The sequence below is a fragment of the Aliivibrio finisterrensis genome, from assembly GCF_008933155.1.
GTDB classification, from domain to species: Bacteria; Pseudomonadota; Gammaproteobacteria; order Enterobacterales; family Vibrionaceae; genus Aliivibrio; species Aliivibrio finisterrensis.
Genome location: NZ_WBVP01000002.1, coordinates 224,206 through 242,382 on the forward strand (window position 1 = coordinate 224,206; position 18,177 = coordinate 242,382).

The 18,177-nt window shown below is 38.9% G+C and carries 16 protein-coding genes; 4 read left to right on the forward strand and 12 right to left on the reverse strand.

Features of this window, described 5'->3' with window-relative positions:
• Positions 1 to 83: 83 nt before the first annotated feature.
• The 6 genes from F8B77_RS02900 to F8B77_RS02925 all read right to left on the reverse strand — a co-directional run bounded on the left by F8B77_RS02900 (position 84) and on the right by F8B77_RS02925 (position 7,719).
• The gene (locus tag F8B77_RS02900) at positions 84 to 1,973 is read right to left on the reverse strand and encodes a hypothetical protein (protein ID WP_151653530.1); all 1,890 of its coding nucleotides are present in this window, start codon (positions 1,971 to 1,973) and stop codon (positions 84 to 86) included.
• 114 nt (positions 1,974 to 2,087) lie between these two features.
• Positions 2,088 to 3,227, reverse strand: a complete 1,140-nt coding sequence (locus tag F8B77_RS02905; protein WP_151653532.1) for a hypothetical protein — start codon at positions 3,225 to 3,227, stop codon at positions 2,088 to 2,090.
• 19 nt (positions 3,228 to 3,246) lie between these two features.
• Entirely contained in the window at positions 3,247 to 4,644 is a 1,398-nt protein-coding gene (locus tag F8B77_RS02910; protein ID WP_151653534.1) for a DUF6844 domain-containing protein, read from the reverse strand.
• A 40-nt stretch (positions 4,645 to 4,684) separates the two neighbouring features.
• A complete protein-coding gene (gene lpoB / locus F8B77_RS02915; protein ID WP_151653536.1) occupies positions 4,685 to 5,287 on the reverse strand; it encodes a penicillin-binding protein activator LpoB in 603 nt (200 codons plus the stop codon).
• Positions 5,288 to 5,306: 19 nt separating this feature from the next.
• The gene (locus F8B77_RS02920; protein WP_244298177.1) at positions 5,307 to 6,695 is read right to left on the reverse strand and encodes a COG3014 family protein; all 1,389 of its coding nucleotides are present in this window, start codon (positions 6,693 to 6,695) and stop codon (positions 5,307 to 5,309) included.
• A gap of 304 nt (positions 6,696 to 6,999) precedes the next feature.
• A complete protein-coding gene (locus F8B77_RS02925) occupies positions 7,000 to 7,719 on the reverse strand; it encodes an SDR family oxidoreductase (protein ID WP_151653538.1) in 720 nt (239 codons plus the stop codon).
• Positions 7,720 to 7,883: 164 nt separating this feature from the next.
• Here F8B77_RS02925 and F8B77_RS02930 point away from each other — a divergent pair, with 164 nt between their 5' ends.
• Entirely contained in the window at positions 7,884 to 8,774 is an 891-nt protein-coding gene (locus F8B77_RS02930) for a LysR family transcriptional regulator (RefSeq protein WP_167512743.1), read from the forward strand.
• Between the two features lie 139 nt (positions 8,775 to 8,913).
• Positions 8,914 to 10,224, forward strand: coding sequence for a diguanylate cyclase domain-containing protein (locus tag F8B77_RS02935; RefSeq protein WP_244298179.1), 1,311 nt, complete (start codon positions 8,914 to 8,916; stop codon positions 10,222 to 10,224).
• Here the strand turns inward: F8B77_RS02935 and F8B77_RS02940 are convergent, their stop codons facing one another.
• The 4 genes from F8B77_RS02940 to F8B77_RS02955 all read right to left on the reverse strand — a co-directional run bounded on the left by F8B77_RS02940 (position 10,225) and on the right by F8B77_RS02955 (position 12,961).
• Positions 10,225 to 10,848 (reverse strand): alpha/beta family hydrolase, encoded by a 624-nt coding sequence (locus F8B77_RS02940; RefSeq protein WP_151653542.1) that lies wholly within the window; start codon positions 10,846 to 10,848, stop codon positions 10,225 to 10,227. It abuts the gene before it with no gap.
• Positions 10,849 to 10,965: 117 nt separating this feature from the next.
• Positions 10,966 to 12,174 (reverse strand): MFS transporter, encoded by a 1,209-nt coding sequence (locus F8B77_RS02945; RefSeq protein WP_151653544.1) that lies wholly within the window; start codon positions 12,172 to 12,174, stop codon positions 10,966 to 10,968.
• 9 nt (positions 12,175 to 12,183) lie between these two features.
• Entirely contained in the window at positions 12,184 to 12,366 is a 183-nt protein-coding gene (locus tag F8B77_RS02950; RefSeq protein WP_146864443.1) for a hypothetical protein, read from the reverse strand.
• Positions 12,367 to 12,496: 130 nt separating this feature from the next.
• Positions 12,497 to 12,961, reverse strand: coding sequence for a hypothetical protein (locus F8B77_RS02955; protein WP_151653547.1), 465 nt, complete (start codon positions 12,959 to 12,961; stop codon positions 12,497 to 12,499).
• Positions 12,962 to 13,156: 195 nt separating this feature from the next.
• Here F8B77_RS02955 and F8B77_RS02960 point away from each other — a divergent pair, with 195 nt between their 5' ends.
• Complete coding sequence (locus F8B77_RS02960; protein ID WP_151653548.1) at positions 13,157 to 13,690, forward strand: heme NO-binding domain-containing protein; 534 nt, start codon at positions 13,157 to 13,159, stop codon at positions 13,688 to 13,690.
• Positions 13,691 to 13,709: 19 nt separating this feature from the next.
• Positions 13,710 to 15,446, forward strand: coding sequence for an ATP-binding protein (locus F8B77_RS02965; protein WP_151653550.1), 1,737 nt, complete (start codon positions 13,710 to 13,712; stop codon positions 15,444 to 15,446).
• 68 nt (positions 15,447 to 15,514) lie between these two features.
• Here F8B77_RS02965 and F8B77_RS02970 read toward each other — a convergent pair whose 3' ends face one another.
• Positions 15,515 to 16,990 carry a peptide MFS transporter gene (locus tag F8B77_RS02970; RefSeq protein WP_151653552.1) on the reverse strand — a complete coding sequence of 492 codons (1,476 nt, stop codon included), beginning with the start codon at positions 16,988 to 16,990 and terminating at the stop codon, positions 15,515 to 15,517.
• Positions 16,991 to 17,253: 263 nt separating this feature from the next.
• A complete protein-coding gene (locus F8B77_RS02975; RefSeq protein ID WP_151653554.1) occupies positions 17,254 to 18,174 on the reverse strand; it encodes a M14 family metallopeptidase in 921 nt (306 codons plus the stop codon).
• Between the last annotated feature and the right edge of the window lie 3 nt (positions 18,175 to 18,177).

The window sequence follows — 18,177 nt, forward strand, 5'->3', positions numbered from 1 at the left end:
TGAACGTTTATCTACTCGTTGAATAAAAAAAAGCCAAGCAAGGTTATCCGAGCTTGGCTTTTTTATTGGTTATTTATGTAGGTTTAGAACATGGCATTGAATTGAATGTAAGGGCCCCACATTAAATCAAAGCGGTTGTAATCAAAGTAAATATCATCATCGCCAGCATCCAAAATACCATTGGTAGACCAATCGATGTTGGCTCTTACCCCTGCTTGGATTGAGTAGCCTAAGCCACTTGCTTCAGCCCAACGGCGTTGATAAATGTAACCAAAGTCTAGACCACCTGTTATCGCTAAACCATAAGTACCAGTGATACTTCCTGATTCACCGTTACGAGCGATTTTTTCTGCCGCAGATGAAATGTCATATTGAGCCACACCAATACCCAATTTAGGTGTTAGATAAAAGCGGTTGTAGTTCGTTTCGTAACGAGCACCATAAGCGGCTTCATCACGACCAATTACAAACATGTAGCGTGTTTGTTCAAAATCTTCATCGAAGGCTACACCCAGTAATGATGAGCTGTCTTCATTTCTTTGGAAACCAACAGCAGATGGCATGGCATAGTTTGAGTAACTAAAGCCCATATACATACCGCCTTCGCTCAATACTAGTGTTTCAATAGATTTGTATTCAGTAGAGAAGCCTTTTTTCACAGAGCAGCCTTCAGCAAGGCAGTAGCTACTGTTGCTTGATTTAAATGTTGCGGTGCCATCAGTTTTTGTCCAATCCATTTTTAAACGTAACGTATCCGCACCTTCAAAAAATGAATTAAAATCAACCAAACCAGTTAGCATGCTCACCGCTTCTGAATTTTTACCATCAGTTGCACCTTCTGCTTGATTTGTCAGGTATTTTAATGATGCTTGGGTATCCATTAGGCGTGCTTGAAGATAAACGGTATGCAAAAAGCTAGCGTTGATGTTGTAGTCAGTTTCAACATCATCACCAATAGATTGAGTCGCTTCCCAGTTGTTATACATTAAGCCGTAACCTGCTAGAAAATCAACTTTTGACTTTGTAGACATGTCATTAACATAGGTTTCTGGCTTACTCATTTCGTCAGGATTCACTAAGTAAGTATGGCGTTTATTCTCTTTTGGATCTTCAGCGGTAATTGCGTATTGGTTACCATAAACAAACACTTCAGGGTTAAAACCAAAATTACCTTCTTCACTATTACTTACGATACGGCGAGCACTTTTATCACCTTCAAAATAATAAAGGTTTAAGCCTTTGTTAAATGGGTTCACGTATTCATACATAGTCACTAAACCACGAGAGCGATTTATTGGATACGTTGCAATGATATTGCGGCGATCTGAGCGGTCATGAAGTCGAGTAGATAGCATTTCCCAAGCTTCATTTTTTTGTTTTTCCAGGTTGTGAAGATTGGTATAACGAATACGACGCTCTTCTGTGTTTACATAAGCAATCGAAACCGTACCTGCAAGGTTATTGTTAATCGCTCCAAAATCAGATTCTTTTGGTAGTTTGATTGAACGTTTATGTTTTGCGCTATAAATATCTAATGTGTTTTCATTTAGACACAATAGCTCACCTTGGTAGTTAAAACCGGTCGCTTGAGAACTTTCACATAAAGAGTGGTCAACACGGCGCTCAGAGTGTCCACCTTGAATGAAATGGTATTCATTACGTGAAGAGTATTTACCATTTTTTTTCTGATACATTTGGCTAACGATAGCAAAAGAACGGTCTTTAAACTGAGCTACAGTCTCTAATTTTGCTGATGGTTCGAAACGGTGTTGGTAGCCACCAATGATAAGTTTTGTATCACATTCTTCATCACAGTTTTTATCCCATTTACCAAACCAGACTGGAGAGGCTCCACCTTGAAGGCGAACTTGGGATTCAGAGATGCTTTTTGGTTGTTTTGGTGATAGCTCATAAGCCATCACGCTTGAAGAAATACTGCTAATTAGTGTTAAAACTGCGAGTTGTAGTTTCATTTTCATTCTTTATTATAATGGAATTACCAACCTAAATAAGCCATTGTTTCAATGGTTTAGATAAGTTGGAATTCGTTATGATGTTAAACTTGAGTATGTTATCAAGCTAGGTGATTAAAAAGAGATACGACTTGGTGCTTCAGGCTCTTTCGCTTTTGGTTTTGTTGGAGCGACTCTTTTTGTTTTACTAACAATAGGGGCGCGTCTCGCGATTGAATGTTTATCAATGCTTGAGCTGTTACCACTGACGATTCTTAGATAAGAAACCTTTGGTAATACGCGCGATACTTGTACGCGAGCTACTTTTTTTTCGTTGTATCCTAGTTTTTCTTTGGTGATTGGATCAACGATTTTTTCGCCCATAGCAAATACGTCGTAATATTCACCTTCTTTAACGCTGGAGCCTCCAGAGTTAAAGACAAGGCTGCCATCTTTATTTTTGATAACAACAAGTGGATAGATGTTTTCTTTCAGTTGTGAGAACACCTTTCCTGCTGAGATATCGAGTAATAGATCTAAGTTATTTCGAGACGATGTGGTTGGTACGGTCGCACTCCATTTTACTTGTTGGTTCACTTGGTCAATCAGCTTATATTCAACCAGAACTTTTGATGAGTAATAGGTTTTGACATCTTTGATATATTCGCCAGTCATCTCAACGGTACGTGAATTATCCACTGTTCTGCGTTGCGTGCTTGCTTGAATAAGGTGCCCCTCTAATACGTAATCTAGATTTTCACTGTTTAGATCTTGAAGCACTTTGAACTTACGATCTTGAACAAGACGAGACTCTAAATTACGAGTAAACGAGGCTGAATGGGAACCAGTGAATGACTTAACTGCAATCGTTCGACGATTATTGTTTAGCTTCTTCAATTGCTGCTGGCGTTCATAGCCATCTGGTACTTCGACATTCACACGTAAACGAACACGGCATTGCGTAGTATCACTGCATTTTTCACTTAAAATACGATACGTTGCGTTACCGTGAGTTGTAACTCGTTGTCCTGTGTTCACGTTTTTAGAGTGTGTGGTTTCTTTATCACTACGAGAATAACTCTGGGTGTTTACTCGAATACTCTTTAACGACACCCCTTTTACCTGTTCAATAGAGCGGCGAACCGCAATATCAATGGCTTGATCTATGGTTGCACCTGAGCCGGTATTCTCAACGCTGATCACATCGGCTTGCGCATTAAGGGCAAGTAACGATAGGGCGAGTGTGATAATCGATTTTTTGATTGTAAATAACATAGATTAACGGTGCCCGTTATTAAAAATCAGAAAGGTCGAAGTGGTCTTCAGACTCAAATGAATCGGTTGTTCCCGCTTTTGCAGGTTCAGACGTTTCTTGCTTGGCATCAATTTCGTTTGCGCTTAAACCGCTTTGGATTATTTGAGTTTGTTTCACTTTAACTGGATGCCAAACTAATACGACACCAACCATTTCATGGCCTGTTGCTGGGTGTTTTTGGCGCCATTTATTTTCAATGGAAACACCAGTCATGCCTTTTAATTCAGCTGTCATTGATGAGCTTTGATCCATTATTGAAATAGCGCTGTGACGAACCGCTGATTCAGCCGTTCTTACGTTGCCAGGCCCAACTAATTTAGTGACACGCTCTTTATCCGTTTTTTTCGCAACGGTAGCTTTCTTCGCAAAATCACCATTTAGGTTATAGGCTGATGCCATTGCACCCCATGCGTCATCTTCAGCAAACATTTCTGCGGCTTCACGCTCAATGTCTCGTTCGTCACGATCACTTGTGTGTACAACGCCTGATTGACCAAATGCAACTAACATTGGGTAACCTTGAGCATCATACATTAGCTTCACACCTTTATTTAAGTATGGGGCAGGGTAACTTGCAAACACAGTGGCAAGATTAGCATTTTTAGGGTTCATTTTTTCTTTATCGGGCATGACTTCACCGTTAGATTCAATCATGTCGACCACTTGATCACGGCGTTTTGCTGATAACGCCATTACCACACCGACAGAACCGATACCGTCACTTCTGTAATTTTCAAAAGTTTTAATTACGAACATACCAGAGAGATCGCCATACGCTTTTGAAATTGAAGTGGTACCAAAGTATTGTCGCATTAAGGTTTGTTTTTTCTCTGGTGGGGCATTTTGGAACTCAGCAGCGTCGATCCCCATTTCTTCTAACTTGGCCATCATTGCACCATCAATCAGAGCAATGGCTTTAGTCATTAATTGATCAAATTTGTTCTCAGATTTAAAATCTTCAGCCGTAGGTGCTGGAATACCACGTTGTGTAAAGAAATCACGTATCGTTTCTTGGGTAAAGTCACGATTAAGGGTTTTTAGGTAATCTTCACGTGCTTTTGCAATGGCTTCATTAAGTGCTATTGCTCGGTAGTTAGCCCAATCTGGGTTGCTTTTAGTGATCGAGATATTTGCGGCACCACTATAGAATCGGATCAGGTGTGATTTATTGGCTTTTGCTGTCGCATTCACTTTTTGTAATACGTAGTGAGTTAATTGCTCATCAATTTTATCTGCTGGATCTTCTTCAACAATATTAACCTGTTCCGCTGTTTGTGTGCTTTGTTCGATCTGTGTCACAACATCTTGGGCTAGAACGTTAGGCACAGTAAAGCTGCCGGCAAGCAAAGCCGCTAGCAAGTTCTTATTTGAAATCATGAATTTTCCTTAATTTATATCCAATTTTATAGGAGGGGGGTTACCAGCTTACGGTTGAACCATCTGCAACTTTACCTACAACACGTTCACCTTCCCAGAATGCAACGCCATACTCTAGGTTTGTCATCGTTAACTGAAAGTAATATTCAATGCGAGTATCGTCGTTATCTAGTGTTGCATTGCGCTGAATGATTTTACCTGACAGGCTGTAATCAGCAGCCAGAACGGTTCCTGACTTTTTTACTGTCTTTTGGTTGACTAGTTCTGAGTCTTTTAGACTTCTTGCTTTGCGAGTACTGTCGTCTTCACCAAACGCAGTTGTTACAGCAAAAAGACCTGATTGAAGTAGCTTTACTCGGATCCCTTTGGTTAACTGGTCTGTGTCGATACGTTGCATAGTGTCATTTGTAATCTCATCTACGAGCACAATAGTTCGAGAACCGTCTTTTTGAGCAAGTCCTGGACTTGCAATGATTTCATCAGCCAGTTCAGTCGCAGCTTTGTTGAAATCCGCATAAGATATGGTTGCAACAATGTTGGTTGTGGTGTCTTTAGCATCAATATAACTGGTTGAGGTTTTTGTTAATTGACAGCCAGAGAGCATCATCGAGGCAATAACGCCTGATAAAAGTAACTTCTTCATACTTCTTTCCTTGGGGTGATTAAATATTGAATACTTTTACTTTGGGAGTGACATACTTAGACGTCGCACTGACCCAAATGATGTGATTACCTGATTGTTTATCAAGTTGAACAGGGATGCGGTATTGACCGGCCTGAACCACAACCTCATTAGATTTTTTGGTTAAACGAGCAATTTGGTATTGGCTTGGTAAGGCTGTAAAACTACGTACATCCGCTCCTGTTGTCGCTATCGTATACGCGGCACCAGCACCACCTAACCAATCACTCTCTTGGTCTAATAACTTTTGGCCAGCGGTTTTGACCGTCATTCGGATAAGCTCTCGAGTTAAAATTTGTGGGAATTTTTTATCAAATTCGGCTGCCACAACTTTATCCATGTCTGACAATAACTCGGTGCTTTTCCCATTTATTTTTATATTGGAAAAAGCCAACCCACGTTTATTTAATCGAGGAAGTGCTACACCAACATATGAAATACTGTCGCTGAATAAAAACATTGGGATATCCAATCTTTTTTCTTCTTTGGTTAGAGTTTGTCCATTCTCAACAATAACCCAAATGTTATTACTTAAAGACGCAGATCTTTTTTTACTTAATGACTTTGCTAGGAGGTAATCTTTTTTAACAGACTCAGACCCTGTTAGTTGATATACACGTTGAAATGCATTTGCGGCATTATTGTAATCAGAGCGATCTTTCGCTACTAACAATAAATTTAACCCATAAGAATAGGTCGTAAAAGGGTTTACATAACCATTGTAGTGTTGCCATTGACCAGTAAAAATACCAGCATCCTCTAAGGCGTATTTCATATCCTTAGAGTTAATAGTACGCTTTACAAATTGACCAATATCGCCACTAGAAGCGAGTTGATTTTTCTGTTCAATAATTTCATTGGAAAAGTATTCAGAAGCTCTACGTTGACGCTCTTCAGCTCGATTAAGTTCGACTCTTGCGTTTTTATAGTCACCTAATGATATGAAATTCCAAGCTTTAATGGTATTAGCCATAACACCATCATAGTGCATGGCTTCATAATCAAGCATGGCATCATTAGTAGCAATTGAGCCTACTAGCTCTCCACTTTTAGCTAACGTATTCTCGGTATCTTCTCTGCGCATTTGGACTTCGGCAGAATCTAGTAATTGGGTAGATAATTCGAATTGACCTTCACGCTGTAAGACGGAACCGGCTTGAAGTGACCATAAAAGGTGTTCAGATTGTCTTGTTTTAGAATTGTAGCCTGAATAGTTCATCGCATATTCTACAGCGGATGGGATATCACCATTTTCAGAGTATTGGTTGAAGTTTTTTAATTTTTTTTCTTGAGATGTTATAGCGCAACCATTTAATGAAACTAATAGAATAATGGATGGTATTAGTTTTGAATATAAGCCAATTGACATTTTTATTTATAATATAGTGTAGTCTTATAAATAAGATATATGACATTTTATATAAATGAAATATAAATTTATAATTATTCTTTTAAGTGCTTTATTTTCATTCTATTACGATATTTTATTTCAAATAAGCTACAACATTCATCTTTTAAATTAACAATTAATGCGATATTTAAAGAAATAATGAGATCTTGCTTCTATTGTGTGATGCTGAGTTAGAGGTCGTTTCTTGCTTAGATTTTTAATAAAAAAGATCACTGTATTAATAGTGATCTTTTATTATATTTCGTTGTAAAGTGAATTCTAACTATGGTTGCTGCTTTGTTGGAGCAAGTGCAATCTCACGGATACAAACGTTTTGAGGCTGTTGGTAAGCAAAAGATACAGCGCGTGCAATATCATCAGCAGCTAGTACGCCGCCCATGCTTTCTTTCCACTCACCGTAGCCGTCTTTAATCTCTTGAGAAGAGGTGTGAGACAGAAGTTCAGTTTCAACTGCACCCGGTGCAATAGTTGTAACACGGACGTTTGATAAAGCCACTTCTTCACGTACGTTTTCAGAGATAGCGTGAACCGCAAACTTAGTACCGCAGTAAGCCGCATGGTTTGGGAATGTCTTCTTACCAGCGATAGAACTGATATTGATGATAGTACCTGTGTTACGATCCATCATAGGTGCTAGAACCGCTTGCATACCATTTAGAAGACCAATAACGTTTACATCAAACATTGTCTTCCACTCTTGTGCGTCTTGAGTGTCGATTTGACCAAGAAGCATAGCGCCTGCGTTGTTGATTAGTGCATCAACAGGACCGAATTTTGCTTCACCTTGAGCGATTGCTGCATCAAAAGACGCTTTGTCTGTAACGTCTACTTTTACAGATAGAGAGTTTGGTAAGTTAAGCGCTTCAAGACGGTCAACACGACGAGCAAGAAGAAGCAGAGGATGACCTTCATCGCTTAAACGACGTGCGATTGCTTCACCAATACCAGAGCTTGCACCTGTAATAACAACTAATTTTTTCATCTTCTATTTCCTTAATAAATTCAATGAACAATCGAAGTCAGAGCCCTGCTTCGTTGCGATGGAGATATATTACTGTGACTTGTATTGTTGATATATAGTCATTTACTTGAAACTCTGTTGCTGTACTGCAACAATAGAGCGTCGATAACTATTGAGCCACTATTATGATCAATCACATTAACCTTACTGATATTCGCTCGTTTGTTCTTATTGCTCGTTTAGGTAACTTTACTAAAGCCGCTGAAACGCTTGATGTTTCTCGTTCGCATGTATCACGTCAAATAAGTAGCTTAGAAAAACAGATGGGCGTGACGTTATTAATACGAACAACACGCACGCTTCGTTTAACAGAGGCCGGAAAGCATTTTTATCATCAATGTGAACAAGCTCTTCATACTATAGACCAAGCGTTGTTATCTGCTGTAGATGATGTCGAAAAAGTACAAGGAGAGATCAAAATAAACTGTGTTGGTGGCTATTTAGGTGAGGTGTTCCTTGCTGAGCTAGTTAATGATTTTATGCAGCAATACCCGGATGTTTCTGTCAGCTTAGACTTCAGCAGTAACCGTGTTGATTTAATCGAAGAAGAGTTTGATATTGCGTTTCGTATGGGCTCACTTGAGGACTCAGGTTTTATCGCTAAAAAACTGTTGAATATTGAAATGGGAACATTAGCAAGTCCCTCTTATTTGACTCAACATGGAAGACCAACGCACCCCAAAGAGCTGAATCAGCACCATTGTTTAACAGGTTCTGTACGTAAATGGCATTTTCAATCTCTTAAAAATAAAGATCATTATGACGTTTCTGTGAAAGGCAATTTACAGTGTAAAAACGGCCGAGTATTGGTTTCTGGTGCATTAGCGGGTAATGGGATTATTCGTGTTCCACTGATTTATTGCCAACAAGAGTTAGATGGTAATAAGCTTGAGCAAGTATTTGAAGAGTGGGGGATCCCAAGTGTCGACTTTTCTGCTCTTTATCATCGTGACCGCTATCAACCAAAACGATTGAGAACTTTTATTGAATTTATAGCAAACGCTTGTCAATATTAATTGGCTTAGTTATTGATAAAAGCCATTCATATGGTTGTTTATTACCTCTAAATATTGATATTGAGCTCTTTATTAAAAAGAATTTTGGAATTTTTTTTTATAACGCCTACTATTCACTATAGTGAGTGGTAGTAAGATCATGGATGATATGAGTGTTCGATTAAAATTAGCGTTATATTTGTTGGTGTTGTTCTCTGTATCTATTGCAAGTTCGATGTTGACCTTTAAGTTAGAGGCTTATAGCGATGAAAAGCTTGAGTGGGTTATTCATACCAATAATGTGATAACCAGTACAGAAAAACTATTAAGTAGTCTTAAAGATGCTGAGACGGGTCAAAGAGGGTTTTTATTAACTCATAATCTCAGTTACCTGAAGCCATATTATGTTGGGAAATCAGAAGCTAAAAGTGTTTTAGAACGTTTATATCAGCTAACTAGTGATAATAAAGAACAGCAAAAAAACCTTGATCATCTTTCCGGTGTGATGCAATTGAAATTTGATGAATTAAGATCAACCATTGAATTAGCACAAAACAATCAACAGACTGAAGCGTTAGCCATTGTTAAAGAAGACAAAGGTAAAGCGTATATGGATGACTTAAGAAAAGACTTAACTCAATTCATAAATATTGAGTTGTTATTATTAGAAAAACGTAAGGGTGATTATAAAGAGAACCGTAGCCAGTTAGTGACCTTCATCAAACTGCAAATGGTTTTTCTCGTCTTTTTAGCCATAGCAACGATCTTCTTTATGAAGCGAAATCTGTTTGATCCCCTTCATTTATTACTCTCTAGTACTAAAAAAATGCAACAAGGTGAAAAATTAGATATTTCTGACATTGTTGAAAAAAATGAGATGGGCAATCTTTTATCTGCATTCTTTACCATGAATGAAATTGTTCATGAGAAAACAGAAACTCTGACTTATAAAGCACACCACGATGAATTGACAGGCCTTAAAAACCGCAGCATGGTAAATGATGCTCTTGAGTATGCGCTTCAACATGCTAAACGTTCACATTCTAAAGTTGCAGTGTATTTTATTGATTTAAATAAGTTTAAAGAAATTAACGACACGCTAGGTCATGATGTTGGTGATGAAGTTTTGGTTAAAACATCGCAATTATTAACTAAAACAGTGCGCAGAAGAGATAATATCTATCGTTTAGGGGGAGATGAGTTCTTGATTATTGGGCAAGAAATTACTCAAAACTCAGGAGTAAAAAGATTATCTTCAAAGTTATTAGAGCAATTTAGTACTCCCATAATGATAGGAACAGAGCCGATGGATGTCTCGTTAAGTATTGGGGTGGCGATTTATCCTGATCACGATCAACAAGGTGAGGAGTTGATTAAGTACGCCGATATTGCCATGTACAAAGCTAAAAATGACGAAGGCACAACATGTTGCGATTTCACCCCCTCTATGCTTAAAAGAGAGAGTGACTAACTAAATTGTGTCAAAAATAAACGTTGCTAATCTCTCTATTGCCGACTCAATATGATCTTGATGTCGGTATCCACTTTTAATTCGTGGTTTAAGATCGTGATCTCCATCAGGTAGCCATAACCATTGGATTGAATCAGGTAAATTATAGCTCTGAACTTCTTGTTTATTACCTAACGCATCACGGTCTCCCTGTAGCATTAGGATTGGTACAGCGATATCAGGAAGATGCTCTGTACGTAATTTTTCAGGTTTACCTTGTGGATGAAATGGATAGCCTAGACAGGCAAGGCCTTTAACATTTATCAGCTCACTTTCCTGCTCTGCTAGTAAAAGGCTTGCCATTCTCCCCCCCATAGACTTACCACCAATTATCATCGGTTTATCTAACAGAGAAAGCACCTGTGTAAATTGCTCTAATAGCTTTGGAGCTCTCTCTGGAGGGCGGCGACTGCCAGTCTCAATTCGTTGTTGCATATAATGGTAATTAAAGCGTACTACTTGAATTCCGCGCTTTGCTAATCCTTGGGCTACTTGTTGCATAAAGTCAGAGTCGAGAGGTGCCCCAGCCCCGTGACTGAAGACAAATAGTGGCCCATCTTTCGGGCCATCAAAAATGAGTTTCATGCATAAATACCTAAGGTTTAATCGTAAAGGCACTTACTATGCAAATCTAACGCATACACGTCAAGAGTTTGTACGTGTATTCCAATGATGAAACTGAATTCTTTTAGTCGCTATTAATTATGCCAGCTGCTCATTGACTCTTACCAATGGCTTATCATTAATTGGCAAGTGAATTAATGCCGCACAGAAAGCCAGAACAACCGTAGACCACCAAATTGGTTCGTATGAGCCATAGTAATCATAAATACGACCGCCAGCCCAAGCGCCTAAAAAGCTACCAACTTGATGAGTAAAGAAAACTAAACCATACAGAGTTGATAAGTAACGAGCCCCGAAGATCTGACGAACCAAACCAGAGGTTAATGGCACTGTCCCTAACCAACAGAAACCAATTGCGCCACCAAAGATAGCCGCCGTATGCTCTGTTACAGGTAAAGTGACGAACGCACCAATGACAACAGTACGAACAAAATACAGTGCAGACATTACGTGTCGCTTGCTGTACTTATCGCCCATCACACCCCAGAAGTATGAACCGAAGATATTAAAAATACCCACATAAGCCAATGCCATTGCTGCGCTTGAGGCTGGTAAGTCTTTATCCGCCAAGTAGCTTGGTAGGTGCGTTGCAATAAACATCACATGAAAACCACAAACAAAGAAACCAGCATGTATTAACCAATAGCCCTTGTGTGAAAAGGCCTCTTTTAATGCCTCTGTTAGGGTTTGAGTGTCTTCTACTGTCGCGCCTTGTGATGATGGTTTTGCAGTTTTCATAAATAGCGCAAAAGCCACCATCAATGCACATAACATCGCAAATACTTGCATCGCGATTTGCCAGTTAAAGTCATGCAATAGTGTTTGTGCGCCAGGGATCACAGCAAACATGCCAAATGAACCAGCTGCTGTGGTTAAACCAAAGGCTTTTGCTGCGTGTTCAGCAGGAACGACTTTAGCCACTGCACCTAGAATGATCACATAACTTGTTGCACTTAACCCAAGACCAACGAGAGCTCCTAAAGAGACATAAAGCATACTTGATTCAGTGGCAATAGACGTTAAAGCAAGGCCAGCTGCATAAGCGATAGCACCCATAATAATGATGCGCTTTGAGCCCCACTTGTCAGATGCCATGCCTATAAATGGTTGGAAAATACCAAACAAAAGGTTTTGTAGGGCAATAGCAAAACTGAAAAACTCACGACCGGTTTGGAAGTGCTCTGAAATTGGCATCATAAAAATGCCGAATGATTGTCTGATCCCTAGACTGATAATTAAAATCCCGATCCCAAGCCATACTAGTGGTGGAAAACGAAAAATACTCATAATGTGCTCTTAATGGTGATGATGAGAATGGTGGTGGCTATCGTCTTGACCTGTTTGCTGGTGGCATCCACTATTTACGGCTTGTTGAGCTAATAAATTCAACAAAGCAGGTGAGTTATGAACGGCAATAAGGGATAAAACTAATAACACACTCATTCTGACCAATTGAGCGAAAATGGATTGTGAAAACATACTGCGCTCTTAGGGTTAAAAAGAAGAGCGCGCATAGTAGAGAAAGGCGGTGTATGAGGCAAATGACTATTTTTCAAAGACTCTATGATTTTTATGCATAGTCTTATCAATAAAGGAATGTGCTAGCTAATTAGTCGGTAATTTCACCAACGATAACGTCTTCAACTTTACTGTTTAAAAACAGGTTGCGTTTAATTATAGGATCTACCGCAGCCAGTGCAGCGGAAGAGCCCGCCCAATGGTTGGTATGTGCAGCGAGCTCTACGTACGCAACATTGCTTTTAATTCTAAAATGAACGACGTGACCTGCGCCTTTATGGTCCGTTGATAAGATCGCTGTAGCACTGTTTTCAGCAAGGTCTTTAAAAGGCGTTTTAGGTATACATTGGCTAACAAAAGTCATTGAATTAAGAGGGTTTTCGCCACCAATTTGTGAAAACTTAGCCATAGCGTGACGATAATCAGGAATGTCTTCTGGTAATGACAATAAGAACTCATTGTTACTGCATTGAATAGCCTCTGGTTCTAGAGTGCTTTCTAGCTGGCAACCGCTAAGAAGAGTAAGTAATGACATTAATGGAAGTGTTGGCTTCATATGAGGAGAGCTCTATATACTAATTTTTTATGAATATTGAGGCCAGTGTATAGACTTAAAGATAAATGTCGTGTCTTTATTTTGATAAATGCTGAAACAGGAGCAGAAAAGAAGATCTTGGTTGAGTTAAAAACTCGATTTCTTCAGCCGTACTTCCTACACTTAGATAGAGCTAGTTTGTAAATAGGATCAAATATGAAAGGGATTATTTTTTCAGAGTTTTTAGAGTTAGTGGAAGATACTTTTGGATTAGAAGTGTGTCAGCAAATGCTAGATGATAATAATGATGATGGAGCTTATACCTCTGTCGGTACTTATGATCATAAGAATTTGGTAAAGTTGATTATCTCATTAAGTAAATTAACCAATATCAGTATCGAAGATTTACAGCAAGTTTATGGTAAGTCGGTTTTTTTTACCCTTTATAGCAGCATGCCAAGTATAGAGGGAAAGTCGTCTAATACGTTTGATTTTATTAAACAAGTAGAACGTTATATTCATCTTGAAGTGAAGAAGTTGTATGAACAAGCAAGCCCGCCAGAGTTTGTTTTTATTTCTAATACAGAATCAGAAATGGTGATGGATTACATTTCTGCACGCTGTTTTTCTAATGTATGTTTTGGATTGATCCAAGGATGTGCAGAGTACTTCAATGAAAATATAGATATTCATATGCAAGCGATACAGCAAGATGGTTCTCAAGTTCGTTTTACTTTATTGAAGGTGTAATTTCATTAAGGGGGTAAAGATGGATAACGAGAAAATGATAGAGCTGTTAAACCGGAAAATTCAGCGAGAGAAAAAAGCTCGTAAAGCCGCAGAAACCTTACTTGAAAAGAAAAGTAATGAGCTTTATCGCGCCAAAAAGTTGGTTGAAGACACGTTACTTATGGTGCAAAAGCAAGCTGAGAATGATGTAGCTCTATTGAAATTTAAAAGTTATCTTGACGCTCTTTTTTTGGAGTATAGCCAGCGATTACTGCAAGAGACTTTAACTAAAGGTCTATTGAAACGATTACTTGAAGATCTTGTTAATATTGAGCCAATACAAGCGATTCATCTCTCTTCAAGCCTAGCGACGCAAGAGCATGATATTAGTGTTTACTATACTGATAATAGCATTCAATTTGGTGATTTATCTGTATCTGAACACTCTTTAGATTGGAATGCTGAGTGTACTCAGTTGATTGTTTACCTTCACCAAGATGATGTGCAATGTGGCGCGTTGCAAGTTATGTTTATTCTACCTCCTAGCCCTACATGGTATGACACCATTGAGAATCAGTTTAGTTTGTTTTCTGAGATGCTCAGTGCAGCTTTTGAAAGACAAAAATTATTAGAAGAAACGCTTAAGGAGAAACAAAGGGCTGAGAAATCAGAACAAGCAACTAGAGATTTTATTGCCATGATAAACCATGAACTCAGAACGCCTCTTAATGGGTTATTAGGCTCGGCTGAGCTAATGGAAGATACCGTTATTACCCCATATCAGCGTACGTTGCTTGAGACAGTACATCAGTCTGGTGCGATGCTTAGAGTGATTATTAATGACTTGCTTGATTTCAGTAAAATGAGTGCTGGAATGTTAGCTCTTAAAGTGGGCAACTTTTCACCAAATCGACTTATATCGACTATTCAGCAAATATTCACTCTCCAAATTGAAGAAAAAAACCTGGCTTTTGAAGTTAATTTGACTCCAAATCTCCCCGAAATGTTGCAAGGTGATGTAGATAGAATTCAACAAATTATTGTAAATCTCATTGGCAATGCGATTAAATTTACCAAAGAAGGTAAGATAATATTGTCGGTTTTTTGGGTTAATAATGCACTACAAATAATCGTATCAGATACCGGTTGTGGTATCCCTAAAGATAAGCAAACCAGTCTTTTTGATCCTTTTATTCAGGTGGATAATTCGAGTCAGAGGCAGTTCGAAGGAACAGGACTAGGCTTGTCTATTTGCCAGTTTTTAGTATCAGTCATGCATGGTGGTATTTCGTTGTCTAGTCAAGAGGGAATTGGTACGGAATTTACGGTATTGCTCCCACTTAATGAACCCTCTATTCAGCAAGGGAGTAATGATTACGAGGTTGGTTCTTCTTTTCCAATTGAGCAACTTTCTATCTTGGCTGTAGAAGATAATAAGATGAATCAGACGATTTTAAAGATGATGTTAGCCAAAATCGGAATTATTCCGGAGTTTGCCGAAAATGGTCAGCAAGCGATTGATTTTTTAAATAAGAATGAAATTGATATTGTACTGATGGATTGTCGGATGCCAATAATGGACGGTTTTGAAGCGACAAAAAAATTAAGAGAGAACGGGTATAGTAAACCGATCATTGCGCTTACGGCGGGAACGACGTCGATGGAAGTAGAGCAGTGTATTGCGGCAGGAATGGACTATGCGTTGAGTAAGCCTTATAAATTAATAGAACTTGAAGCGATGTTGAAACGAGGGGGGCAACACTTGTTAAATAGATAGTTTGGTATAAAAAAACCTTACTCTATTAAAGAACAGAGTAAGGCTATAATATTCAAAAAGAGGTGAGATTATACTTCTTGTTCTTTTAGTTCTGCTGTTTCTGCATGTTTGCTACTTTCAAGCATCTTACGAATAATGAATGAAGCAATAAAAGCAACTGCAACCATGACAACTGCTAGAATGGTTAATAGTTGGAAATAACCGCCATAAACCGTTTGCACAAATTCCTGAGTGATGACTTGACCTTTCTCTTGAGCGATAGAGGTTGAGAATACCGCCCCAATAATGCCACTTAACGCCATCGCAACAGAGAATAGACTGACAGAAAAGCCCTCGATGTGTTTTGGTGCTACAGACAGAATGAATGCAACCACTAAGCTGCCTACGATAACTTCAGCAAACGCTTGGAAGAAGTGAATTAATAAAAACACTTCAGGACGAATGATTACATCTTCACCCACGCTCATTACCGCCATGGTTAAAATACCAAAAGCAATGGCTGTAAGAATGAAGGCAAATCCAATTTTGGTTGCGGTTGAAAAATGAATATCACGTTTCTCAAGAGCAGAAAATATCATCGCAATGATTGGGCCAGCGACAATACACCATAATGGATTCATCGCCATTGACGCTTCTGGTGCAATAGGGATTAGGTTGAATAGGTCACCACGCATAGTATTGATGGTTACCATGGTCATTGATGTCATCATTTGACCGTAGTAAACAAAGAAAGCGGTGGTCAGTGCTGTAACGATAAGGATAGTCCCCATTTTTAATGCGTCTGATTTCTCAGATTTGATCATTAAGAAAATGAAGTAACCAATAGCGGTAAGGCCAATCGCATAAACAATGTTTTGGCCAATATCCATGTTTGAGAACATGAAGAATACCAGTGCAATCATAGCAATAGAGGTAACTAAAAATGCAGCCCAATTTTTAGAGCTTACTGGTTTTTGGTCAATATCCGCACCAACGGTTAATAATGATTTACGGAAAACCACTAATGTCGCTAATGCAAAGAAAGCAAGAATGGCAGATAACATGAAGCTTCCATGGAAGCCAAGCACCAGTACGAACATAGGGAACAAGTACTGGCCCAATAGTGCACCTACATTATTTACTGAGTAGTTTACAGGGTAGCAATTTTCAAAATGTTCTTGAGTATCAAAGGTACGCTTGTAAAGGCTTGGATAAGAAGGGGACATTAAACCACGGCCGTAACTTGCTAATGCAATACCGCATAATGCCATTGGAACATTGGCGGTGTATGAGCCTAAGACAAGTAATGCGTAGCCCACAGAGAAACCAAGGTAGCTAATGGTTAGTGAGCGATAAGCGCCTAAAAATTTATCGGCAATAAAACCACCAGCGATAGCAAATAGAGGGCCAATCGATGAAAAGGCACCGACTACCATCATGGTGTCAGCTTCGCTGTAGTTTAGTTCTTCTAGGAAAAATCGAGTTAATATAACCATTACACCATAAAATGATAAGCCAAACATCATTTGGCAAAACATCATGGACTTATTTAGTTTGTTCCACATAAGGTTTCTCTTTTAGATAATTACTTCACGTATTTTACCATTAAGAGAATGTAACAAAATACGAATTTTTTATTTTTTCATCGGAGAAATATTGTAAGTAAGGGTGTTTTTTAGTGGGATATATTACAATTTATTAATAATTCTATATATTCATTTTCTTGTGATTGCTAAGTGTACGATGTTTTGATAGAAAATAGATGAATCATTCAAAAGGTGTCCTTTTTGATCCGAATCATCTATTTGCTAAATAGGAAGGCTCTCTATTACTTTTGGGCTAATAGATACTCAACGCCACCAACAATGGCGGCAACTTGTGCATCGTTACACTCTTGTGCTGTTACTTTGTCGCTGTCCGGATACACTTCAGTTGTCGATACAAAATCAGCATCTGTTAGACCTGCACACAAGCCTAACTTCTTCGTTGGGTATTCAATTACGCCTTCTTGAACCACATCAGAGCCAATAATTTGGTTATTCTCATCAGGTGGTGCAATGTGTGTAACGGTACGAACAGAATCAATGATGGCTGTTTGAAATGCCGTTGCTGGTTTTTCTGTATCACCTACCGTGTAGAAACCATCAGGAATGTAACCTTCAATGTATTCTAGGCCATCGCGTGCAGCTAATGCAGGGCGAAATTCTGTTTCATCACTGTCTGTCGTTTCATGCAGATCAATGTGCGCAAAAATAGGCGTTCCAAGTGATGCAACTAATGCCATTAATCCTGCCGATTCTTCAGCAGGGCTATCTGCATAAAAAGAACGGTTTGGATCCGTCGCTGTTGGGTTCCAACGATTAATCACTTCATAACCCCATGGGCTAACACAAGGGGCAACAACAATATTAAACCATTGGCTGTAATGCTCAGCTTTGGTGTCCACAAATTGCAATGCACCATGAACGCCTGAAGTTTCATAGCCATGAACACCACCGCTAATTAATAGTGTTGGTTTTGTATTATCCCATTGGCGAGTTTTAATGCACAATAATGGAAAGCGCGATTCGTCATACGATAATGCGCCATATTGAGAAACATCAAAACGCTCTGCTAATGCTTGAATTTTCGTCACAACTTCATCTTGGTATGAACGTTTTACTGTCATGCTTGCAAGCCAAGCCGCTTTTTCGGTTTCACCCCAAGGTTGACCTTTTGTTCCAATTGGGTAGCTGTAATCGTCTTTCATGAT